Here is a 23,371-nt window from a genome sequence, read left to right as displayed (position 1 = left end):
TTAGCTACTTTAATCCTCGGACAGAATTATAGTCAACTATCGGTGGTATAATAAAAATTATTTATAACAAAGCCGATGCGAGCTTGAATCGGCTAAGGGAGAAATCAGACGATGAACATACGAGATTTAGAATACTTTAACGCTTTGGCAGATATGCTTTCTTTTACCCAAGTGGCGCATAAATTTGCGGTCAGTCAACCAACCGTCAGCTACGCTGTCAAACGCTTGGAAGAGCATTATGGTTGTGATTTGATCGTGCGAGAAGCCTCGCATCGCTCCATCTCATTGACCACGGAAGGGGAAATTTTGAAAGCTCATGCACAGTATATCTTAGACGAATTTGTGACCTTGGACCGAGCCATCGACCATGCTAAAAACAACCGGACCCACATCGGTTTGCCGCCGATCATTCGTTCCAAAGTTTTTTCGAAACTCTTAGATGAAAAAGAGATCATCCGCTTTATTTCGAAATTTCACTTGGTATCTGGGGGATCCAATGAATTGCTTTCAAAACTATTATCAGGAAAAATCGATTTTAGCTTGCTGGGCAGTGTCAATCCCCTCGTCCACCCGAATCTGCAGGTGAAATTATTGCATCAGCAAGAGTTTTTTATTTTTGTGTCAAAAGAAAATCCATTAGCTAAGAAAAAGGAAATCTCATTTGAAGAAGCTGCCGAATATCCCTTTATCCTATTGGAAAAAGGCTATACCCACATGCGCGCCTTTCAGAATTTAAGTGAGAAATCAAAGAAGAAACCCGAAGTCCCCTTTTATTTTTCAGACGTCCAGACGATTGGCCAGCTGGTCAGTTCCAATATCGGCATTACCTTGATGACGGAATTTCCCGTGTTTCAAGAAATGGAAGGCTTAGTGAAAATACCGCTGATCCCTGAAGATAAGGAGATCTTTTATATTCAATATGCTTACTTAAAGAGTGCGATGTTGAATCAAGAAGTTCAGAAGTTGATTAGGATCTTGGATGAGCTGTCTTGGGAGGATGAAGGGTGAAGAATGGGTATTTTTTGAGGTAAGGTCAGAGAAAAAATGGTGTAGGTATGTGTTCTTGAGGTAAGAAAAATCTTTCAAAGTGGATAAAACGAGTGAATGGTTCCTTTATTTTAGCCCTTTTTATCGCATGAATAAACGCTAAAAACCTTGATAAATATCGGTTTTTAGCGTGGGTTTTGGTATAATAAGGATACAGTAGAGTTTGTGACGGTGGCGCTTTTTTTGAAAGTGAGGTGGTGCATTATGAATGTACTATCGAAATCTGAAGAAAGGAGCAGTCTTTTGCAAGGTGTAGATATAATCGGCATTTTGTTAGCAATAGCGCCTGTTTTATTAGCCTTTATTGGTTTAATCGAAGCATGTGTGAAACTAGCAGATACGATTATAAACACTCGTTCTTCTAAGCGTAAAAGCAAGAAGAAACGAAAAAAGAGTGCAAAAAAATAACCGTCCTCTTTAGCCAGGCGACGATTATTTTTTAAAAAGTAATTAAATCTGGCCACCGTCTTAAGCGGTGCTGTAGGGGAGTTGTTGACGCAACTCCTCTTTACATAGTAATTATAGCAAGATTTCGGTAAGATATCAATCATTGACGCTATAGACTTGCTTTGCACGTCTATTTTTTTGTCCTCCTAAGTGGTGGGGAACAACGATTGGTCGCTTTGGCGTATCACTTGTTTACCAATCAAGATTTCTATGGATTCGAAGATGGTAAGAGGTACAATAATTCTCCGTTAGAAGTATTTTCTGGTGTTGATGAAGCTGGTTACCAGTTGATCAAGAAAGTGATTTATCGTAGACTACAGTTTTATTCATTAGTCTTAATTATTGTGTTCAGAAACACGTAACAAAATCTAAGTTCAGTTATTCAGTCGGTATTAAGTTAGGGTAAAATTTATGATGAAATCGATCAGCCTATAAATCAAAAAGATTACCAAAATACTGACCTTTTATTTTCAAGGGATTACTAAAATAGATAACCATATTGTGCAAAAGCAAAAAAGATAGATCGAAGAGGCTGGTGGAAAAATCGAATCTTTAGAAGAGTGGGTCCCTCTCATGAAAAGATGGGGGGCAACAAATAGAAAGACGAATACGGTAGAATAGCATGTTTTCAGGGATGTAACATGATAATTGCGTGCCTGTTTTGTCGAACACAATGTATAATCCTACTTGACTGATATAGTAATCAGAAAAAATCGGAGATGATCATTGTGAAGAAAATTATTTTAGGGATTGCAGCTGTTCTATCTTTATTAATGGGGTGTAGCAGCTTCAGCTGAAGAATCAGAGATTTGGGTTTCTGAGGGAATTGAAATGATTAGTGATGTTGAAACGGATGCCGATTTAAGCGATCACCCAATTGAAAATATTGGCATAACTATCCCTGGGTTGACTAGAGGAGCTAATGTGCCAAGTAGCAATTGGAACATAGCTTCCAAAGGTAAATATTCCCTTAGTGGAAGTAGTGATCGAGGGGGATACGTGTATTCTTCGTATACATTTAAAGGAAAAACTTCTTATACCGTATCGATTAGTAATACAGGAAAAAATGTTATAGATATAAAGTGTAAAAATAGTAGTACAACGTATATTTCTTTTTCTGTCAAAGCAGGGAAAAGCCGGACAGTAATCTGGAATGGAATTAAATCTAGTACAACTTGGTATGCTCAATTTTATAATGGTAACTTGATAAACAATTCTTACTCGTTTACAGGTACAATAAAATAATTAGAGCAATTTATGTTTTACAAAATCAATTGTTAAATGGCAATTGCTAAACAAACGAACCCTTGGAGGATAAACTTTATTTATGGAAATCGGAAAAATGTTACGCCAAAAGAGAACTGATTTAAATTTAACACAAGAAGATATTGCGAAGCAGTTTAATGTTACACGTCAAACTGTTTCTCGCTGGGAAAATGAATTATCATACCCTAATATAGATACTCTTGTAGAACTTAGCATTTTTTTTGAATTTTCCTTAGATGAAATTTTACGAGGTGATTCTGTAATGGTAAAAGATTTCGCACAAAAGGTTAATATGTCAAAAAAATACAAAGGATGGAAAATAGCGACACTTTGTTTAACCTTATTAATTTCTATATTTGTTTTAAACTATTTTTCTCCCTCAATGGATATTGGTAAAGACGATGTAGATTCTGTTACTGTTACTAAATCAAAGGATCACACTAATGTTGAGGTTCAATTGAATCTCAATGTATTTGAACAACCTGAAGTCTGGGAATATTATCCGGATCTAGAGGATGGAAAGGGGATTATTGAAGTCTCGAAAAGGATACAGCTACAAGCTATTTTTAATCCAAAGAAGAGAGTGAATCTAGAAATTCCTAATGATTTTCTATCTGATAAGGAAACTATCAAAATTAAAAACACGAATTATACCATCAATTTAGAAACAGGAACTGTAACTAACTAATTCTCTCGTTGAGTATTACTTAACGAACATATAGTGCACGTGAGAGTATCCAGGTAATGTCAACCTATGAAAATCTTCCCCTTATTTAATAGAGTGTATTGTAAACCCAAAGGTTGTTTTACCCACAAAATAAAGAGTGTCCAGAGTTATTATCTGGGCACTCTTTATTTTGATCAACTTAATATTATAAATTTAACACCTGATATAATAAACTATGCTAGGATGGGAGATACTAATCTATTTTACCTCTATCGATTGTTCGTAAAAATCTGAATCACTTTCAATATAGTTAGTTATATTATCCAAATCATTTTTTATATCAGTAATAATCTTCTGATCATTACTCATTACGAAAACACCTAACTTATTTTTTTCTTCAGAACTATAGGGGATGAATGCAACATATTTTTGATCAGCCGTAAAAGTATTGGTATCAGATAATTCTTCACTACCTGAAGCCGACAATGAGACTTCAAATTTATTGTTTTGAGTGGTAAAAATCAATTCTAATTCTCTGCTTTGGGAGTTACTTACAAATTCCGAATTAACTATTTCTGTCGCTTCTTCAGTCTTTAGATTAGTAGACATGATATGAATGGATTGCCCCGCTTTTTGTTCTACTTTAAACCTTGAGTTATCGCCATCAGTTCTCATACTATCGATGCTATCTCCCGTAGGATTAGTAGCAGAATCACTTGTAGCACTTACTTCGATACTGGAACTACTCGTTCCGTTATTGTTATTTCTGGAAGTACATCCCCCTATAGCCACAAGTACTAGTAATGCTGAAATACTTAAACAGATTTTTTTCATTATAAATCCCTCCTTGTTTTATAATATAAATCTTATTTATTCTATTATATAGGGTAAAATTTCAAATATGCAAACAAATAAATTTTGTGTTTTTAAAATCGAATAAAAACTTTTAAATGTATTTGAAGTGAAAAGATATTTTTTGATTACAATCAAATTGGTTTGATGGATATATTTGGAGGTAATCATGAAACAAATCGTTCTTGCGTTTTCCGTTTTGTTGGTAGCGTATTTTTGTTGTCAGATAAAGGTGCAGCTAGTCAAATTGAGAGAACTGACGAAATTAATTTTTCAGTTCAAAATATTGATACTGGGGAATACGTAAATGAAAATGTTGAGTTAACGTATGAAGTACCTTCTTTAAGATCAAGTATGATAACCGATGGCAATGTTAGCGAAGAAAAGAGCTACGTTTCTGAGTTTGAGATTGAGTTTACTCCTGAAGATGAAACTGACAGCAATATGATCAAACCATTTGCTAGTAATGATGATGAAACAAATTCAACCGAAGCTGTGAAAGTACTTGCAAGAATTACTTATACAAAATCTGGATACAACATTAAAGTAACTAGCGCTTCTTCCAAATTTACATTGACCAGTTCCTTCGCAAGTGTTTCAAGCAGAAACTTAAAAGTTCAACAGGGTTTTACCAATGCCTTAGAAAGAACGTCTACTTCTAATTCATTAACCACGTATAATACTGGATGGGGATATGTTTACAATTATGGTGGAGCAGCTACTGCAAAAACTACGGTATCAGGAACAGTAACAATGTCTGGAATGGCTAGCTATAGAGTTTCTGCAACAGCCTCCAGATTATAAAAAAGGAGAACTCAAATGAAAAAATACTTATCACTGTTATCGGATTTGTCTCATTGACGATATTGTTTGGAAATACTTTACAGGCTAAAGCCGATTCTCTAGCAACTATTTCTACAGTTGAGGCAAAGATTACTTCCGCTGAAGGTGTTGTCGGAGAAGGAAGTACGCAAACAAAAGTTATCGAACATAAGGAATTAACTTATTTAAGTAAATTTTCAATGGTTCCTGCATTAGAAGAAAAGAAGTATGAGACTACTATAGAAGTCGACTATTACTTTACTCCTGATAATACTAATATTTCCCCATTATCTACTAATACTGGTTCAGCTAATAATGGTGTTGCGAAATCGAGTATAACGTTGACCTATTGGATTTCTGGTAATACTATCAAGGTTGAAAAATGTCATAGATCCTGGAGCAAAGCTTCTACCTCATCAATTATCGTCTCCGATCGTTATGTAACTTATAGAGGACCAAATGTTCAACAGACTGCATGGAAATATCCTACTAGCAATACCTTCTCTTATAATACTGGATGGGGATATGCTTCCCAAAATACAGCTGGAAATGGACGTGCATACATGTCTGCTTATACCAGTATTAGTGGTATGGGAAGATTATTCTTGGAAGCAGCACTAAACCTGTAATTGCTTGAAAAATATTTGATTATAATAATAAATATCCCTCGCCAGATTCACTTTATTGGCGAGGGAATTTGGGTGTCCAAAATATACATATAAAAATTTGAGTTTTGGTCCTTATTTTTTGGAAGGCGTATCTAATTAACTTATGTCACGCCCCCATTTTCATTTTACCAATTATATTTTGTTGTTAGTGTTACAGTGTTGTAGCCTGATTTTTTAAACTGATGATACCCTAAAGATTTAGGGCTAGTGTGCAGTATACCAAACGTTGCTTGTGCGCTTCCATATTTGCTATTTTTTACTGTATTCTGATCGCTGTTTATGAGTTTTTTTCCAGATGTATAAGACTCACATTTCGACCAGATAGAATCTTGTTTTTGACTAGCAGTTGAAGTAGCCACAAAAACTAGATTAGATTTTGATAGATTTCCTTTTACTGAAATAGAAGAGCGTGTGCGTGCGTTCGACATTGTTGCTTCGTTTGAGTCAACAACTTCAAGTAGATTTCCTTGTTCGCTTGCAAGGGCTGTAGTGGAGACACTGAATCCTAAGATGCTTAGCAAGAATGTAAAAAGTATAATTTTTCTTTTCATTATTGATTCTCCTTTACTGATTCGCTCTAACTTCATGAGTGACCGTTGAATAACCTGATTTCTTAAATGTTGAATTTGCATAGGTATAGTTTTTTGACACACTTACTGGGGCATGATTTGTTTTAACAGAATTATAGGCTGTTTTTGTTTTAGTAGAGGACTTATCATTTTTCAGTACACCGTTTGAATTGTAAAGTCGTGATCGTACAAAGATACTGTCCATCATTTTAGCAGCTTCTCCAGTTGCAGAGGACGCTGCACTTATTGGAGCGAGTGTGTAATGGATTGTAGCAGTCGTAGTACATTTGATGGAAGACCGTGAAACTCCACCAGCCATGGAGCTGGAATCACTATTCGAGACGACTACTTCTTCTAGAATTGGTTCTTCTTGAATATTTTCACCTTCTTCAGAGGCGTATGCAAAACCTGGTAGTGTCGTGAGTGGTAAGAGGCTCAGTACCCCCATTTTATATAGTACTTTTTTCATTATGATGACCTTCTTTCTTTTTATTCTCAAAGTTACCTTTCAAGATGAAAACAATAAATAATACTGCTTTCACGAAAGAGAAACTGTGATTTACTGTATCCAAAGGAACCTCTTTTGCTAACAATAACTGGAAAATAAATGGCACAACTATTGGCGAGATTATGACGTATATACAATATATGAAATATGCGAAAATTAAGTTATTTACAAGATTTGCTGTTTTTTTCATATTTTTCCACCTACTTACTATTTTTTATGAGGATAGGATTTGAGAAATCAATCTCAGTAATAGAATATATCCCATCGTTCATTTGATATGGCGACAGAACATCAACTAATTGAAAAATACTGTTTTCTTTTTTTGTGAAGGGAATTTTAATCGGAATCCTATACAATTTATTATCAGAGATTTCATACACGGTGTTTGGAGGCAGTTCGTTTTTTTCTATGAGAGAGCCATTTACAAAGGAAAGGATAGAGTGTCTGCTGTTCTCATGACTAGTTTGTCCCAAAAGAAGCTCCACACTGTCATTAGATCTTTTTTCAAGTTCGAGGATCGCTTCATTTGAAGATTGAACATTTACCATTGAAATTCTGGCATTGTAATCGTTCGTATCATTATCATTAAGAAATTTAATGGACTGAGGATAGGTACTGTTATTAGTCAAATTGAATCTTAGTCCCATAACCGAGTATTCTAAACTTCTTTCCAAGGTCATCGAGTCGTTCGATTTCGGATATTTAAAAAGTAAAACCATTAGTTCGTTTCCCTCAGAAATATTATCTATTGAAAGGTCTATATTTATTTTCTGTTTATTGGTCAATGAAAACATGTTTGCCGAAGTAACTTCTTTACCATTAACTTCATAGGGAATTTCATGCAAGTCCTTTAAAATGTTTAAGTAATAAAGGTATTGTCCCTCCATATCTTGGATAATTTCAAGATCCCCTGAAAATGAAGATGAGCCGCTTTGGTTTATTTGTGTACCTACATCAACTATCTGACCATTACTATCACGTAATCCATAACTTATGGTGTTTTCGAAAACAATAGTTTGAGTTTCTTCGGACTTAGGATTAGTTAATAAGAGGCCGGGCAAAACTAAAAAAATAAGTATGGATAATGCAACTATTGAAAGTATGGTAAACAATAATGACGTTTTTTTATTTTTAAATATTCTCTTTTCCATCATTCACACTCCTTTTCCATTTACATTTTCATAATGCCACATATCTATTTACTTTAAAGGACTAATCTATTTACATTTCAGGTTTACGAAGGGATGTAAACCTGAAGTTTACGTAGTGTAAATAGAACGATACTTATAAATGCCATTATTACAATGTATACTAAGAGAAAAATTTAGAATAGGAGAACGAAATGAACAAAATATTTGCGTTATTTATATTAGGGGTAGGTATTCTTTTTTTTCCAGCCACGGGACTTGCGCACGAAAATGAGGAATTAGTATTTGACCTTGATTCAACAACTATTAGAAGCGAGTCATCGTATATAGATGACTCGGGAGAAACCATTGAACTAATGATTGAAAATATTTCATCCGGTACTAGGGTAGGTAAAGGGACATACAAAGTCTCAAAAAAAAGCACGGGTAATTGGTTAGTGTCGTACAATGTGACTGTTAACTCGAACAAACAATTCACATCTGCAACTAATTTAAATATGACCACTTATCAAGGAAGTATTACTTCAAGTTCTTTGAGTAGCAATTCATCAAGAGCTATCTGTAATTTCAAACACAAGATTGGAACAATGACTTCTAATGCGAGCGTGACGACGACTATTTCAAATGGTAAACTGGTTGTAAAATAATAAGTAGGTGTATTTAATGATGGAACTCGGGGAAAAACTTAAGTCACATCGAGAAAACAAAGGATTCTCACAAGTGTTTGTAGCTGAAAAGCTTAATGTTTCAAGACAATCTATTTCAAAGTGGGAAAATGACCGAGGCTATCCTGACTACGATAACTTAATTCTATTGAGCCAACTTTATGAAGTTTCTATTGGAGAGCTACTCGATGAGAATGAAAAATTGAAGAAAAAAATTGAACATAATAATGAAGATATTGCTAGTAAGAAACAGAAGCTCAGACTTTTAAGAAATACCTTGGGAAAAGATGAAAGTCTGGTTTTAATCGGTCTTTCAGCGTTAGCATCGTTCATATTTCCAGTAGGCATTATTGTGTGTATGTTCGTATTTGTCAGAAATAAGCGCTGTAATTCATACTACAAATTAATTTGGCTTATCAGCATTTTAGCACTGGCGTTAAATTTATATGCTGGATACGGACACTTAGCAAATTATATGGGTTGGGGATCAGTTTCGATCGAACAGATTGAATAACGTCAAAATCAGTAGGAGTAAGAATGAAAAAACGAAATTTACTTACTGTTTGTAACGAAAGAAGAAGCGTCAATCAGCAAAAATTAAACTATGCGGAAGAATTTCTTCTATTTAGGGGTAATACTCAGGAAGAACTGTATTCTGATAAAACATTTCTTACACTGATTGATAAAGAAAAAGAATTAGTTCAAGAAAGAGATAAACTATTAAATGAGTAGTCCCATTCTATGGTGAAGACAATTTTAATTCTGAAGGTGTAATAGTAACTACTAAAAATAACCTTTTCGTTTACCTTTAGTAGTAAGCCGATGATGTAAACTTTTTGTTCCTTACATTTTTTTCATATTTCAAGGATACTTAGTATATAAAAAATGAAAGAGGGATCAAAATGAATAAATCTATCGTAACAACTATGTTAACAGCAATAATTGCATCCACTGTATTTACAGCTTTTGGTGGTGCAGTAACTTATGCTAAAGCAGAAACAATGGAAGAAACTAACGAACTTATTCTTCCTGACGAAAATGCACCAATTTTTTCGGACGAAGGAGCAGAGTACTTAAACATTCCTGAAATTAATCTTGATAATGATACGAACTTGTACTCGAAAGGTATACAAGTAAATACTAGGGTAGCTCAATATAGAATGTGGAGAATTGAATCGAAAACATCAGCTGGTACATCCTATGGCGCATGGAGAAATGGACCGTCTGGAAAGGGAAAAGCAACATTGTCAGCCACTAACTCAAATACTTCTAGTAGATCTGTTTCGTCTTCTATTTCAGGTAGTTATCCAATTGGTGCCGATAAAATCGGAGCATCGTTGGGAATTACAATTGGGCAATCAAAGACTTACGGAGTATCTTATTCTATAAACATCCCCGCAGGTAAAAGACAACAAATAATTTTTAGACCAGTGTACAAATCTACAAAAGTAGTACAGCGTGAATATATAAGTGGGGTCAAAACAAAGACAACTAAAACCGCTACTGTAAAAACCTTTGGTCATTGGGATTACTCATTTAAAAACCTCTAAGGAGAAAAAGATGGAGAAACAATACATTTATAGTTTATTTATCGGATTCATTCTATTTTTTCAATTACAATTGATCAGTTACTGCAACTATCTTTTGGTTAAACAAGGTACAGTCAATGGTGTTTTAGATCCTTATTTATTACTAAAAACGCCATTAATCGCTATCCCCGTCTTGTTTATTTTATATTGTGCATATGGTATTTATAAAACGATTAAGAAATGATAATAAATTAGTGCGCGTGTTAATTCTTCCCCAAATTAACATAATCTCGATATGGAATTCAAAATTAAGAAAAATTATAAAACTGTGGTTACCATTAAAATTGGAGTGTTCAGAAAATGACTGTTTTCTGGACATTCTTTTCTTTGAACAAATTTCTATGAAAAGTATTCTATATAGTGCACAGAAACTCGTAACAAAATCTATGTTCAGCTGAAAATAGGAGACGATGAATTTTAGAACAGTTCGTTACCGGAAGAATATCCACGAAGTTTCAGAGAAAAGCGATAAAAACATAAAAAATCTTCTAGACTCATTCAAATCTATCGAGTATTCTGTTAGCAATTGTGAGTAAGGAGGTGTTTAATAGGTGTTGAAGAAAAACAAGTTGGAAATAGGCACTATTTTTATAGGAATACGTGCATGAAGTTTGAGATTAAACGATTCGTCATTCCAATAGGTGAAACCGATAATATTAGTCTAGCATTTATCAAGTCCGATAACGGAATCTTATATAGAATCAGTACATAGGTGAGGTGGAAGAAATGATTCAAGAGTTGAATCGGTTGATGACGTATATCGAAGAGCGATTAACACAAGAGATTTCACTGGCAGAGGCTGCTAAAACGATGGGGTTATCTGAATACCATTTAAAGCGTACGTTTTCATTTATTGCTGGGATTTCATTAGTAGAATATGTTAGAAATCGACGGTTGGCATTGGCTAATAGTGATTTAATCAAAGGTGAATCCGTAACAGAAGTAGCCTTTAAATACGGCTACCAGTCCGTAGAGGGATTTTCAAGAGCATTCCGAGAATGGTCAGGCTTCTTGCCTTCCGAGATTATCAAAAATCAGTTTCAAAAGTCTTTTCCTCCACTATCCTTTTATATTAATGTTAAAGGAGGAGTTTCAATGGATTTTAAAATTGAAGAAAAACCCACATTCAATTTAGTGGGTGTCTCAAAGCGTGTTCCCATACAATTTGAAGGAACAAACAAGGTGGTTCAAGAGCTGGCACAATCAATGACGGAAAAGCAACGAACAGAAATGCGTAAATTAGGGAATATGTATCCTAATCAGGTGTTGAACGCTTCCTACGCGTTCGATGAAGGAAGGATGGAAGAAACAGGAGAACTAACACATTTCATCGGTTTTGCGACAACACAAGAAAATCTTTTTGATGATTTGGAGCAACTACCTATTGCGAAACACAAATGGGCGATTTTCCCAAATAAGGGACCATTTCCTCAGACTTTACAAGATACTTGGGGAAAGATCTATTCTGAATGGCTGCCCTCATCAAACTACGAATTGGTCCAAGCCCCAGAGCTTTCTTTTACAAACTATGATGAAGGTCTAGAAAATTGTTACAGTGAGATTTGGGTTGCAGTGAAAGAGAAATAAACAATTCTTTCAACGAAAAAATAAAGTAAAGATCATCATTAACCAGAATAAGTCGGCTTTCAGATGACTTATTCTGGTTTTTTGAGGGTCAATATATAGATGTGATGGAAGTACTCGGTACATAGGCAATAACTGTAGCTACTATGTGTTTGAAATCTAAAATTATTTAATTGATTTTAATTTTAATGAATCGATTTATTTAAATTAAAAATGTTAGAAAATATAGACAATTTTGTTTTCCTACTATATATTAAATTAAAAGGAAGGGCTTTACTAGGAGGATAAGATAAAAAAAGTTGTTAATGTTGGTTTTTTAGTTATAACTATTGCCTCATTGTTTTTCGCTGCGGGAGCTAGCATTGCAAGTGCTGCGACTATGATGTAACTGTAAAAAGTAGTCGAGTACAAGTGTTAGATATATTGGGACGTATTACTTCTACAACCAATTATTGGAGAACAATTCGCTATACAAGATATTGTCACCCTGTCGATGAGAAAAAGACTAAGTACTATTCGGGACTTCATGCGATTGTTACTACAAACTATATCTACGATTATAGATAAATAAACGTTTAAAAGACACCCCTTCCTTTCTTAATAGCCAGTTTTAGGAGTGATACAACAATGATTGAGATTAGAGACATGAGTAAACAATTTGGTAGTACCACGATTTTTCATAATTGCAATTTAACATTTGAAAAGCATTCGCTTATCGGTTGTATTGGCCCAAATGGGGTAGGAAAAACTACATTTCTCTCGTTGCTTTCTGGTATTTTCAAAGCGACTACGGGAGAAATCAGAGTGTTTGATCAGACTATCAATAGTACAGCAGATGCAGTAGGCAAAGTTTCCTTTTTCTTAGATGAAAAAATTTTGAGTCAAGAATTGACGGGGAAACAGCATTTAGAAGCTCTTCCCAATCTTAATCCAGAATTAGTAAAAGAGTATGTCGCCTATTTTTCTTTTTCAGATGCTTTAAAGAAAAAAGTAAAGAAGTATTCTTTAGGGATGAGACAATTGCTTTTATTGATAATGACACTAAGTCTCGACACAGATATTTTGTTACTGGATGAAGTTCTTAATGGATTAGATCCAAAAAATCGGAAATTAACCATTCGGTTATTGAATAAACTAAAAGGAAATAAACTTATCTTTTTCTCGTCTCACCAATTAATAGATGTCACTGAGCTCTCTGACAAAATTTTGATTTTTACTCATCAAAAAATCGTCGAGTATAGTAAAGAAGAGATTTCTATAGAGTATCTAGAACAACATGTTTTTAATATTGGTGAAGCTATATGAAAAAAATTATTTACTTGGAATTTTTAAAACTCATAAATAATAAAAAAAATCAAGCAATGCTCGTATTTGCAGTATTACTAATTGGAGTACAGTTATACTCAACCAATCAATTAAGCAATCGCTTTATTGATACTACACTACCTGAGTTAGAGGATCGTATTTCTATGATTTCTTCTGAACAAGATAATGCAAAGCTTGAGATGGAAGACTCAGGCATTGACGAAGAAGACAAAAAGTTTCTTAGCGAGTATATTGAGAAAACTGATAAAATATTAAATATTATCTATCAGCAAAGAACAGCATTAGAGCAATCAAATATGAATCAATATTGGTCCTTAGAAAAAACAATTTTAGAGTTTACAGATGAAATGGATGATGGCTATCAGCATCCCGACGTAGACCCTATGAACGTTTCGTCCAAGCCTAGAATAATGAAATTGCAATATATTTTCGATAATCAGATAGAAGTAGATACTGATCTGGATATTCCAGTGAAAGCTTGGAGTTCTTTAGGAGAAATAACTAGTAGCTTTTTGTCTTCGGTTATTTTCATTTTATTACTTTTAGTGTTTTTTGGGGATTTAACTAGCGGAGATTATGAAAACAAAAGTCGGTTTCTTTATTCATTAACGGTCAAAAAGAAAGCAAATATTCTTTTATCGAAATTTGTTGTTTCATTGATGGGTATGTTTAGTATAGTTATAGGTTTATCATTGATGAACTTTATTATCCAAGGGTTGATGAATGGATTTGGCTCACCACTTTCGCCAATAGTTATTGGAAATGATCCTAATAATCTATCCATTACTCCTGTTTCTTTATTTTTGCTTTCTTACATCACCTATAGTCTAGTTGTATTTGCTTTTATATCAATGTTGCTAATAGCATTGGGAATATTGATAAAAAAGAACATTATTGTAATAGGTAGTAGTGTACTTGTTTACTACGGATTTTCATTGATTCAAGATCATCCTTTGGTAAAAGAGTATATTCAATATATTCCACTAAGCTATTTAGATTCATTTTCAGTAATATCACAATCGAAAGGTTTTATGAATGATACTACTTGGATTGTGGGATCGCTTTATTTAGTTATCTTGTCTATAGCTCTTTTCTTACTTTCGAAGTATCTTATTAAAGAAAAGAACTTATACTAAATACTATGTAGAATAGGAAGAGGAAAAGAGAAAACACTCTTTTTCTCTTTTTTATTAATAACATGTTTTTATTTTTTATGACTCGTTGTGTTCATTTGTCAAAGTTTTTAGAAAAAGTCAGTGGCAACATTGCGACAGGGGTGAAAAATCCCTACTTACCGATGACAGAATGGGGCTGGCAAATTGAACCAGTCGGACGCCGAATCTCCTTGCTTTCCCTGTTGGTCTAAGCAATCACCTTCATGAATTTGGTTTTGAAATTAGGAGAAATTCGAATAGTATTTCTACTTGGAATGATTGTAAAAGGAGAGTACAGAGAAGTTTTTCTCGGTATTCTCCTGCTTTTTTTGAGAACAGAAACAACAAGCTTATGCCATGCACCCATTTTCTAAGAGTGAGTAAAAAAGTAAATCAAGCCCATTATTGTTGCATATGCAACAATGGTGGGCTATTATAGTCCTAGATAGGGAGGGGATAGTTCGTGGAGGATATACTTCGTGAGATAGGTTCAATCAGTAGAATGTTGGAATCCATTGCTAATATTGAATTTAAAGAGGTTCAACTCAGTAAAGGACAATACATTTACTTAGTTCGTATATTTGAAAATGAAGGAATTATTCCTGAACGACTAGCCGAACTGATCAAAGTTGATCGCACGACTTTGTCCCGGGCGGTAAAAAAGTTAGAGGAAAATGGGTTTATTCTAAAAGAGCCGGACAAAGAAAATAAAAAAATCAAACACTTGTACACAACCGCCAAAGGAAAACAGGCGGTTCAATTAATCATAAGAGAAAATAACTATTCAAATAAAGTAGCGATTCAACAGTTATCTGCTTTAGAAAGAAAAAATCTTGCGGAAATGCTGGCAAAAATAAAATCTTCGGTAGAAGTTGATTGGGTCAACGTCAAGAATGGGATCAAAAGAGACTATTAAACGAATAACGCCGCTGGGGAGATTGGATCTGATTGAATGTACATTCATGCTACCTAGGGGAGGAAGCACAGGTAGCTGATATTTTGTTAAAAAGGATATAGCTCGGCTGGCTCCTGAAAAAACAGAGAGCCTGAAAAATAAAGGACATGAATTTGTTCAAATAAACTAAATAGGAGTGTAGAGAAAGTGAAGAAAATAATGATCGATCAAGAATTTTGGGCACTATTTCCAGAAGCACAAATCAACTGCCTTGTTGTAAAAAATATAAACAATGTTGCCGATGCTGCACACGAAACGTTTTTTACTGACTTGCTAAAAAGTAGTAAAGAACAAGCAAAGCGCTACTTAACGACCGACACCTTCAGTGAAAACCAAGTGATCCAAGAATGGCGAAGTGCTTTTCAGCAATTTAAAACGAAAAAAGGGGTACGCTCTTCCATCGAAGCACTGTTGAAACGGGTGAATCAAGACAGAAAATTTTCTCCCATCAATCCCTTAGTAGATATCTATAATAGTATTTCCTTGAAATATGGCGTCCCTTTAGGCGGAGAAGATCTCGATACAATCGTTGGCGACCTTCATTTAGGCGTTGCAAAAGGTGGCGAATCCTTCTTCCCTTTAGGTGCAGATACTGATTCCCCAGCTTTGGAAAAGGAAGTCATTTACTATGATGAGAAAGGTGCAATCTGTCGATGCTTAAATTGGCGGGAAGCCCAACGTACGATGTTAACAGAAGAGACCACCCATGCTGTTTTATTCATTGAGTCGATCAATGAAACGCAACGGGCTCGGGCGAATGAAGCAATCAAAGAGTTAAGTCTGTTGATTCAAGAATATTTTAACGTAACAGGTAATGATTATGTGCTAAGTAAAGAAAATCCTGAAATCATTTTGTAGAGGCGTGCTTCTTATCTTTAGGATCAGGATGTACACGTACTTTTTCTCGATTTTGCATACGATTCTCTCATTTTGATTGATCGGTCATCGTGAAAATCTTGACCCAAATATTCGGATGTGCAATAATTAGGTGGAATTTAAATAATGACATTAGATTTGTTCGCCGGAATAAATCTTATTGAAGTCAGAAAAACTAACCTTAGGCTTTTATGGTTAGTTTGTCTGACTTCTTTTTTGTTTTAGGAGGTATAGGCAGATGGTAAAAGAACAATTGAAAGAAAACGGAAAGAGTCCTAACCAGTCGGGACTTTCCAGTAAAGAAGCAGAAATGAGGCTAGAAAAATATGGGTTTAATTCCATAGAAAGCAAAGATGAGAAGCATTTTTATGACTATTTGAAAGAGTCGATGAAGGATATTACCATCTTGATTTTAATCGTTGCAACGCTCTTATCTAGTTATGTTGCTTTTCAAAATCATCCTGATGATTTTACGGAACCAATAGTCATCTTTTCAATTGTCATTCTTAATCTATATTTGTCGATTCGACAGCAAAAACATGCGGAAAAATCAATGAGTGAATTAAATAAGATGAGTGTTCCCGTAAGTAAAGTATTCAGAGATGGGGCGTTAAAAGAGATTGAAAGTTTGAACATTGTTCCTGGTGATATTGTTCAGTTGGCATTAGGGGACCGTATTCCAGCAGATGCTAAGCTTTTAACTAGTAGTAATTTCTTTGTTGATGAATCGTTTCTAACTGGTGAAAGTGAACCAAGTGAAAAAGATCCCACCTATATTTCTTCTAGGGAAGATTCTTTAGGGGACAGAAAAGACTGGGTTTTTTCTGGCTCATTGGTAGTCACAGGAAAAGCAAACGTTCGAGTTGAAAAGACAGGAATGAATACGGAAATTGGTAAAATATCGAGCTTATTAAGCAAGGAAGAAACAACCATAGCACCTTTACAAATAAAAATGCAAAAACTGGGGAAAGTTCTAGGCCTAATCGCTATTCTCTCTGGCTTTCTAGCGATTGCTATAGGAATCAGCAAAGGATTGTCTTTAGAGACCAGTATCATGACTGCAATATCAATGGCTGTTGCTGCTATTCCAGAGGTTTTGCCAGTCGTAGTAACAATCTCTCTAGCTGTTGGGATGAGGAATATGGCACTGAAGAAAACCATCGTTAGGACTCCTTCAACAGTAGAAACCGTTGGGGGTGTTTCAATCATCTGCTCAGACAAAACTGGAACGATTACGGAAAATAAGATGATCGTGAAAGAAGTTATTATGATGAAGGATAGACTGACTTCCTGCTTAGAAATAACAGAAGAGAAGGGAAAAAATCTCTTATTTCTCTTCTATATTGCTAGTTCGATGGAAGAAAATACAACAGTAACTAGTAATCCAACAGAGTTGGGGATCAGAAAAAAACTGGCATCGCTCTTCACTAAAGAGGAACTAGAAAAATTTACGTCAAGTTTTAAACAGATTCATGAAGTTCCCTTTGATTCAAAACGAAAAAGAATGACTGTCTTATATAAAGTAAACAACCAGTATGTTTCTGTCACAAAAGGGGCTTTTGATCGCTTGGATCTCATTGATGCGAACAACCCTGCCTACTTGAGTAAGCATGATGAGTTGGCCAACCAAGCCTATCGTGTTTTGGGCGTTGCTTATAAAAGATACGATGAAAAACCTACACGTTTTACTGAAGAAATTCTTGAAAGTCAGTTAGAATTTGCAGGATTTGTTGGGATTATCGACCCAGCTCGGCCCGAAAGCTATACGGCTGTTTCTATTGCAAAACAAGCAGGGATTCAAACCGTAATGATCACAGGGGACCACTTACTGACAGCAAAGAAAATCGCAGAGGATGTAGGAATTCTCACCGATGGGAAAAAAGCAATGACCGGAGCGGATTTACATGAAATGAGCGATGAAAAATTAGCTCGTGTGATTGATGACTATCGAGTCTTTGCTCGTACTTCCCCAGAAGATAAAATTCGAATCGTAAAAGCATTCCAAAAAAACGATGAGATTGTCGCTATGACTGGCGATGGTGTCAATGATGCACCTGCATTAAAAGCAGCTGATGTAGGGATCGCAATGGGAGGTGGCACAGAAGTAGCAAAGGAAGCTTCTGATATGGTTTTAGTAGACGATAATTTTGCGACGATTGTTCAGGCGGTTGAAGAAGGACGACGGGTATACAGCAATATCAGAAAATCATTATACGCGATGCTTGGTTGCAATATTTCTGCACTGACGATCGTTTTAATTTCCTTGCTCGTTGGGTGGGGAGCACCTGTTACAGCGGTTCAATTGTTAATCATAAAAGTAGTTGCAGATGGAATCCCAGGAATGAGTCTTAGTATTGAACCAGTCGATAAAAAAGCAATGATGGAAGCCCCGATCGCTAAATACACGAGCATTTTTGCGCAAGGATTATTGGTAAAAATTGTAGAAATTTCAATTGTTTTTACAGGCGTCACATTAGGCGCGATTCTAATTGGACGTCTAGAATCGATAGAGGTTTCGCAGACAATGACATTTATTGTATTGGGATTATCAACTATTGTGCATATGTTTAATTGTAGAAGTAAAGAATCTATTCTGAAGCTGCGTTTTTTGAGCAATCCGTTGTTAGTAATGACAACCTTCATAGGTGCATTGATCATTATCTTGTTAGTAACGATTCCATTCACGCAAACCAGTTTTGGCTTTGTCTCTCTTCGTGCAGTTGACTGGCTATGGGTAATCGGCTTATCCATTTTTCCTTTAGTGTATATTGAAGTGAAAAAATACTTTGGTTTCTTCTAATAAGAATGATAGATAGAAAATATTCTATTATCAAATTTTCTTGAGAAATGAGGGGGCAAAAACCGGAAATTTTTTGCTCCTCCTTTAATTATTTACAGATGCTTATAATTTCTGGTTTGACATTATTTAGAAGATATCAGAATGCACAGCAACTATTGTTGTAAGGAAGGATTCGGTAGTATGTTTCAGGCAAATCACCAGAAGTAGCTAAAAAAATCCCCTCTATTCTACTCTCTTTTTCAAGAATTCCTGTTAAATGGTAGGTTTTATGTCAAAATGAAAGATAGAAATCGATGAGGAGTTGTTGAAATGAAGGAAACAATATTAGCAATGAAGCTGAAAGAATATAGAGAAAAAAACAAGCTAACACAAAGTATGCTAGCAGAATTATTAGAAGTAAGTGATAAGACGATCTCTAAATGGGAGCTAGGTGCTACGTACCCTAGCAAAAAAAATATGATCAAAATAGCCGAAGAATTAGATATCTCATTAGAAATATTACTTTTGGAAGAAACTAAGAAAGACAATGATGATTTAAAAGTAAGTATCAAGTATGGGGTGATTAGTTTTTGCTTGATCTTTTTTGCCACGATGATCGTTACTTCGTTCAATCAAGACTTCAGCACGATTATGAATCTTTCTATTCAAGAAAAATTTGGTGTACTTTTAAACACTGCTTTAAAATTATTGAGCATCTCGGTGCCGCCAGCGATCATCATTGGCTCCGTGTTTTATTTTTATATCTTCCCTAAAAATAAAAAAGAGAACTAACCATTTCCTCGGTTTCGACAGAAATGGTAGATTAGAGTATAGGAATCAAGTGATGGATAGAAAAACGCATTTTAGATAAAAAGAATGCTCAGTCTGGCTAGTGTGAAAAGCGCATAAATTTTATAAGAAGGGGAGAACAGGATGGGATTATTTGGTAAAAAGAAAGAAGTCAGAAATTTAACGAAGGAAGAAGAAGCAGAGATCAAAGAAGAAATGGCGCGACAAATGCTTTCAAAAAACGAAAATGATATTGGCATGGTCAAGAAAATTAAAGTCCTGACAAACATGAGTACAGGACAAGCGAAAGACCTATTCCTGAAATTTAGGGATGAGTTAACCGAGAATTAATCGGATAGGGAGTCAGATAGCGATTGCCCTTCAAGAAGGCGATATTTTGCTTATTATGTTTTTTTCAAAATTGAGATGAATAGAAAGGGAGAATAGATATGAAGAAAAAAAACTCTGAAAAATGGTATTTTTGGGTACTTGTTGTCATAATGGTTGTTGTCTTTTTCTATCTTACTAAGTAAAGAGAATGAATTTTCTTGAAAATAAACACTTACTAAGAATGACTATTTTTTAAGTTATGAATGGATGATGATTTTATGAAAAACGAATATGGATTTACCTTGATTTCAGTTTTAACTATGTTATCCATTAGATTATTATATTGATGAATGAAGCATCCAGATACCCATTGTTTTCTGAATGCTTTTTTCATCTACAAATCATTCTTTGAGAATCCGGCTGTTACGAAAAATCAGTGATAGTGTATTAGAATATATGATGAATTCTGTTGAAGGGAGCATTCATTAAATGGCTCGGGCGATTAATTCCCTGTAAGGTTTCCATTAAAAGGACCACTTACGACGACTTTTCCCAACATATGGCCACTTTCGACATCTCTCGTTGCACGCTTCAAATTTACCGCGTTGATTCCATCCGAATAGACTTTGCTTAAGGTTGTTTTTAGTGTCCCTTCATTTGCTAAATCAGCAATCACTTTTAGCGCTTGTCCTTGTGTCTCGATTTGATAGTCGTGGTCTGTTTTAGCAAACATATACTCCCAATCAAAGCTAACAGAAAGGTTTTTCCATACACTTAAATCAAGGGGCTCGTGAATGCCAACGATCGTGCCCACATGACCATAAGGTTTTACCAAATGGCTGATTTGATCAAAGTATTGGGTGATGTCAAACAAGACAGCGATATAATCGACATTCGGAACGCCTAATTCTCGAAAGCTGTCCCTTAGGTCGTGATGGTAGTCTAAAGGGTGGTCAACCCCGGTTTTTTTAAGCCAGTCAAAATTTTTTGAACTAGCGGTAGCATACACTTCTAGACCTGCCCAATGAGCCAACTGATTCAGTATCGATCCGACGCCACCCGCACCATTGATAACGAGAATACTTTTCCCTTGATTGGCGTTTTCTTTAGGAGTCAAGCCGAATTTTTCAAACAGCAATTCATAAGCGGTTAATGCAGTCAATGGGAATGCAGCAGCCTCTTCATCTGTTAAATTTTTAGGGGCTAGGGCAACGATCCGTTCATCGACTGCTTGATATTCTTGATTGCTTCCTGATCGAGTGGTGGTTCCTGCATAAAAGACCCGATCACCAACAGTAAATTTTATGACATCTTTTCCGACAGCGACCACTTCTCCGACCGCATCAAAACCTAAGATACGCAGGGCATTTCGCTTGCGAGTCGTTTGCCGTAATTTGGTGTCGACTGGATTGACCGAAACGGCTTTGATTTTTACTAATAAATCACGAGGACCTGGAACAGGGATTCCTTCTTTTTGGTCAATAAAACTATGCGTAGCTTCAATTGGCAGGCCTTCGAAAAAGCCTATTACATTCATCGTTTTCTGTTCTGACATCTTAATTCCTCCTTTTCTGGATAGAAAATCGCATTAGTTCTTTTACGTATTGCCCTCCATTTGGATCAAGACCGGTTAGTTTGCTTTCGCAGGATTTTTTCCGATAAAAATGCGGAACAGACTGTAAGGCTTCTCTCTCAGGTCTTCTCCTTTGTGAAAACTAGCCTGCCGTTGCAGCTGGTTGGCGTTAAAATATAAGTATTGATCTGGTCCAATAGATAAAGTATCTGGCCATAAAATACGCGGATCGTGAGCCAAAGTCTCCATTGTACCATCCGTGTGAATCACACGAATGCTGTTGTTTTCATAGTCGCCAGCATAGATCGTTCCATCTTCTGCCGTAATCATGCCATCGGAGGCGCCTTTTTCGCCCCAATCTTTAACATGTGCTTCTAACGCATGATCGTCAATTTCTTTGTTGAAAATTTTATCAGTTTCAATTGAGTATAAATGTCGACTGGATAAAGGACTAAAAAACAAGGTTTTTCCATCGGGAGAAATCGCTAGGCCGTCAGCTGCCACTTGCCAAGGCGAAGTTGTTCCATCAGCCGAGCGATTTAACAAAATCTCGCCTTCAACTTTAGGAATGAAGGCTGGATCAACCGCGGTGGAGGGGGCGCCATCTAAAATACGGAACGCATCGCCAGTACCTAAATCGAGTACGATCAACGCACCAGGACCGGTAATAGAAGAATCGGTTATATAGGCTACCCCTTCAGAACCGCGGCGTAAATCAATTCGAACATCATTCAAATACGTAGAGTCTAGGACGACATCTGATGAAAAAGTATAGACTTTGCGAATTTGATTGGTACTTAAATCCACAGCAACCAGTTTTGCACCACCCTTAACAGGAACGGTGAATTTGGGTGCAGCGGTATCCAATACCCACAAAGTACCAGCACCATCAGCAACGATACTTTGTACACTTAGAAATCCGTTTTCCGGATTTTGAGGATCAAATGTATTCGCTTCTTGGCTAGGATAAGGAATTAATTTGCCGTCTACTCGTTCAACGACTGTCGCGGTTACTTGGTCTCCCCATTCAGGAAAATTAATAAAGATTCTCCCGGTTTCCGATAAGCTAACACCGGTAGGCATCGCATCATAAAATTCATGGACTTGTTCTAGTTTGCCAAAATAGTTTTCTTTTGCAGCATTCATTACGTATCTTCCTCTCTGAGCTTTCCCTATTTCACTTCGACTTCAAAGTTCACAACACCACGAGCTAGGACATGTCCAAAGGTATTAAAAATGAAAAAGGCTGGGGTAGAATCCTCAGGAATTTCAACTTTCTCAATAGCCAATGCCCAAACCGTTAAGAAGTAGTGATGAACACCATGACCTTTGGGCGGTGCAGCACCAATATATTTTTTCATGCGGGCATCATTTGGTAATTGAACGGCTCCTTGTGGCAGCTTTGCGTTATCGCTACTGCCGGCTCCTTGTGATAATTCCTCTACAGAAGCGGGGATATTCATGACTGCCCAATGCCAGAATCCGGATCCAGTTGGTGCATCAGGGTCGTATAAGGTAACCGCATAGCTTTTCGTATTGCTTGGTGCACCGGTCCAATGAAGCTCTGGTGAAATGTCTTGTCCATCCTCAATCCCAAAATCGCCAGACATAAATTTCTTATCCATAAGTTTCCCGTCAACAATGTCCTTACTGGTCACGTGAAACGCTGGCACGTCTTGTAATCCTAAAAATGGATCGTTCATACTATCTCCTCCTTGAAACGTGTTTTTGTAACAAGGACAGCGTAATCCTCGGTC

28 protein-coding genes are annotated in these 23,371 nt (G+C 35.9%); 21 read left to right on the top strand and 7 right to left on the bottom strand.

Features of this window, described 5'->3' with window-relative positions; all coding sequences use genetic code 11:
• Nucleotides 1–111 precede the first annotated feature (111 nt).
• The 5 genes from IGI78_RS15535 to IGI78_RS15515 all read left to right on the top strand — a co-directional run bounded on the left by IGI78_RS15535 (nt 112) and on the right by IGI78_RS15515 (nt 3,448).
• Entirely contained in the window at nt 112–1,008 is an 897-nt protein-coding gene (locus tag IGI78_RS15535; RefSeq protein WP_081119342.1) for a LysR family transcriptional regulator, read from the top strand.
• Between the two features lie 243 nt (nt 1,009–1,251).
• Nucleotides 1,252–1,455, top strand: coding sequence for a hypothetical protein (locus tag IGI78_RS15530; RefSeq protein WP_086338795.1), 204 nt, complete (start codon nt 1,252–1,254; stop codon nt 1,453–1,455).
• Nucleotides 1,456–1,616: 161 nt separating this feature from the next.
• Nucleotides 1,617–1,856, top strand: a complete 240-nt coding sequence (locus IGI78_RS15525; protein WP_195266300.1) for a hypothetical protein — start codon at nt 1,617–1,619, stop codon at nt 1,854–1,856.
• Between the two features lie 469 nt (nt 1,857–2,325).
• Nucleotides 2,326–2,739, top strand: a complete 414-nt coding sequence (locus tag IGI78_RS15520; RefSeq protein ID WP_195266298.1) for a hypothetical protein — start codon at nt 2,326–2,328, stop codon at nt 2,737–2,739.
• Between the two features lie 82 nt (nt 2,740–2,821).
• Nucleotides 2,822–3,448, top strand: a complete 627-nt coding sequence (locus IGI78_RS15515) for a helix-turn-helix domain-containing protein (RefSeq protein WP_195266296.1) — start codon at nt 2,822–2,824, stop codon at nt 3,446–3,448.
• Between the two features lie 237 nt (nt 3,449–3,685).
• On the opposite strand, the gene IGI78_RS15510 is transcribed toward IGI78_RS15515, so the two are convergent.
• Nucleotides 3,686–4,261 (bottom strand): hypothetical protein, encoded by a 576-nt coding sequence (locus IGI78_RS15510; protein WP_195266294.1) that lies wholly within the window; start codon nt 4,259–4,261, stop codon nt 3,686–3,688.
• A gap of 165 nt (nt 4,262–4,426) precedes the next feature.
• Here IGI78_RS15510 and IGI78_RS15505 point away from each other — a divergent pair, with 165 nt between their 5' ends.
• A complete protein-coding gene (locus tag IGI78_RS15505; protein WP_229045656.1) occupies nt 4,427–5,083 on the top strand; it encodes a hypothetical protein in 657 nt (218 codons plus the stop codon).
• A 53-nt stretch (nt 5,084–5,136) separates the two neighbouring features.
• On the top strand, nt 5,137–5,730 hold the full coding sequence (locus IGI78_RS15500) for a hypothetical protein (RefSeq protein ID WP_229045655.1): 594 nt from the start codon (nt 5,137–5,139) through the stop codon (nt 5,728–5,730).
• A 164-nt stretch (nt 5,731–5,894) separates the two neighbouring features.
• Here IGI78_RS15500 and IGI78_RS15495 read toward each other — a convergent pair whose 3' ends face one another.
• The 3 genes from IGI78_RS15495 to IGI78_RS15485 all read right to left on the bottom strand — a co-directional run bounded on the left by IGI78_RS15495 (nt 5,895) and on the right by IGI78_RS15485 (nt 7,997).
• Nucleotides 5,895–6,320 (bottom strand): hypothetical protein, encoded by a 426-nt coding sequence (locus IGI78_RS15495; RefSeq protein WP_195266292.1) that lies wholly within the window; start codon nt 6,318–6,320, stop codon nt 5,895–5,897.
• A gap of 13 nt (nt 6,321–6,333) precedes the next feature.
• Nucleotides 6,334–6,807, bottom strand: a complete 474-nt coding sequence (locus IGI78_RS15490) for a hypothetical protein (protein ID WP_195266290.1) — start codon at nt 6,805–6,807, stop codon at nt 6,334–6,336.
• Between the two features lie 239 nt (nt 6,808–7,046).
• The gene (locus tag IGI78_RS15485; RefSeq protein ID WP_086291508.1) at nt 7,047–7,997 is read right to left on the bottom strand and encodes a hypothetical protein; all 951 of its coding nucleotides are present in this window, start codon (nt 7,995–7,997) and stop codon (nt 7,047–7,049) included.
• 191 nt (nt 7,998–8,188) lie between these two features.
• Between IGI78_RS15485 and IGI78_RS15480 the strand changes: the two genes are divergently transcribed.
• The 14 genes from IGI78_RS15480 to IGI78_RS15415 all read left to right on the top strand — a co-directional run bounded on the left by IGI78_RS15480 (nt 8,189) and on the right by IGI78_RS15415 (nt 20,062).
• On the top strand, nt 8,189–8,641 hold the full coding sequence (locus IGI78_RS15480) for a DUF5626 family protein (RefSeq protein ID WP_086291509.1): 453 nt from the start codon (nt 8,189–8,191) through the stop codon (nt 8,639–8,641).
• A gap of 19 nt (nt 8,642–8,660) precedes the next feature.
• Nucleotides 8,661–9,173 carry a helix-turn-helix domain-containing protein gene (locus IGI78_RS15475; RefSeq protein ID WP_195266446.1) on the top strand — a complete coding sequence of 171 codons (513 nt, stop codon included), beginning with the start codon at nt 8,661–8,663 and terminating at the stop codon, nt 9,171–9,173.
• 23 nt (nt 9,174–9,196) lie between these two features.
• Nucleotides 9,197–9,391 carry a hypothetical protein gene (locus IGI78_RS15470; RefSeq protein WP_086291511.1) on the top strand — a complete coding sequence of 65 codons (195 nt, stop codon included), beginning with the start codon at nt 9,197–9,199 and terminating at the stop codon, nt 9,389–9,391.
• 170 nt (nt 9,392–9,561) lie between these two features.
• The gene (locus IGI78_RS15465) at nt 9,562–10,209 is read left to right on the top strand and encodes a hypothetical protein (protein ID WP_086291512.1); all 648 of its coding nucleotides are present in this window, start codon (nt 9,562–9,564) and stop codon (nt 10,207–10,209) included.
• 10 nt (nt 10,210–10,219) lie between these two features.
• A complete protein-coding gene (locus IGI78_RS15460) occupies nt 10,220–10,432 on the top strand; it encodes a hypothetical protein (RefSeq protein WP_086291513.1) in 213 nt (70 codons plus the stop codon).
• Nucleotides 10,433–10,974: 542 nt separating this feature from the next.
• Complete coding sequence (locus tag IGI78_RS15455) at nt 10,975–11,835, top strand: AraC family transcriptional regulator (protein ID WP_195266289.1); 861 nt, start codon at nt 10,975–10,977, stop codon at nt 11,833–11,835.
• Nucleotides 11,836–12,459: 624 nt separating this feature from the next.
• Nucleotides 12,460–13,137, top strand: coding sequence for an ATP-binding cassette domain-containing protein (locus tag IGI78_RS15450; protein WP_081119385.1), 678 nt, complete (start codon nt 12,460–12,462; stop codon nt 13,135–13,137).
• Nucleotides 13,134–14,294, top strand: a complete 1,161-nt coding sequence (locus tag IGI78_RS15445; protein WP_081119384.1) for a hypothetical protein — start codon at nt 13,134–13,136, stop codon at nt 14,292–14,294. The genes IGI78_RS15450 and IGI78_RS15445 overlap by 4 nt, the downstream gene beginning before the upstream one ends.
• A gap of 62 nt (nt 14,295–14,356) precedes the next feature.
• A complete protein-coding gene (locus IGI78_RS15440; RefSeq protein WP_233619230.1) occupies nt 14,357–14,524 on the top strand; it encodes a hypothetical protein in 168 nt (55 codons plus the stop codon).
• Nucleotides 14,525–14,775: 251 nt separating this feature from the next.
• Nucleotides 14,776–15,228, top strand: a complete 453-nt coding sequence (locus IGI78_RS15435) for a MarR family winged helix-turn-helix transcriptional regulator (RefSeq protein ID WP_195266288.1) — start codon at nt 14,776–14,778, stop codon at nt 15,226–15,228.
• A 198-nt stretch (nt 15,229–15,426) separates the two neighbouring features.
• Nucleotides 15,427–16,125, top strand: a complete 699-nt coding sequence (locus IGI78_RS15430) for a B3/B4 domain-containing protein (protein ID WP_195266444.1) — start codon at nt 15,427–15,429, stop codon at nt 16,123–16,125.
• A gap of 256 nt (nt 16,126–16,381) precedes the next feature.
• Entirely contained in the window at nt 16,382–18,943 is a 2,562-nt protein-coding gene (locus IGI78_RS15425; RefSeq protein WP_195266287.1) for a cation-translocating P-type ATPase, read from the top strand.
• 309 nt (nt 18,944–19,252) lie between these two features.
• Nucleotides 19,253–19,714, top strand: coding sequence for a helix-turn-helix domain-containing protein (locus tag IGI78_RS15420; protein ID WP_077454082.1), 462 nt, complete (start codon nt 19,253–19,255; stop codon nt 19,712–19,714).
• A 141-nt stretch (nt 19,715–19,855) separates the two neighbouring features.
• Complete coding sequence (locus IGI78_RS15415) at nt 19,856–20,062, top strand: hypothetical protein (protein WP_077454083.1); 207 nt, start codon at nt 19,856–19,858, stop codon at nt 20,060–20,062.
• Between the two features lie 481 nt (nt 20,063–20,543).
• Here the strand turns inward: IGI78_RS15415 and IGI78_RS15410 are convergent, their stop codons facing one another.
• From IGI78_RS15410 to IGI78_RS15400, 3 genes are all read right to left on the bottom strand, one after another.
• Entirely contained in the window at nt 20,544–21,596 is a 1,053-nt protein-coding gene (locus tag IGI78_RS15410; RefSeq protein ID WP_077454084.1) for a zinc-binding alcohol dehydrogenase family protein, read from the bottom strand.
• Between the two features lie 75 nt (nt 21,597–21,671).
• Nucleotides 21,672–22,760: an L-dopachrome tautomerase-related protein gene (locus tag IGI78_RS15405; protein ID WP_195266286.1), complete on the bottom strand. Its 1,089-nt coding sequence runs from the start codon at nt 22,758–22,760 to the stop codon at nt 21,672–21,674.
• A gap of 26 nt (nt 22,761–22,786) precedes the next feature.
• A complete protein-coding gene (locus IGI78_RS15400; protein ID WP_077454086.1) occupies nt 22,787–23,317 on the bottom strand; it encodes a YbhB/YbcL family Raf kinase inhibitor-like protein in 531 nt (176 codons plus the stop codon).
• Nucleotides 23,318–23,371: the final 54 nt, after the last annotated feature.

It is taken from the genome of Enterococcus sp. DIV1767 (assembly GCF_050542585.1).
In the GTDB taxonomy this organism is placed as follows: Bacteria; Bacillota; Bacilli; order Lactobacillales; family Enterococcaceae; genus Enterococcus_D; species Enterococcus_D innesii.
This window is presented reverse-complemented; position numbering and strand designations above follow the sequence as displayed.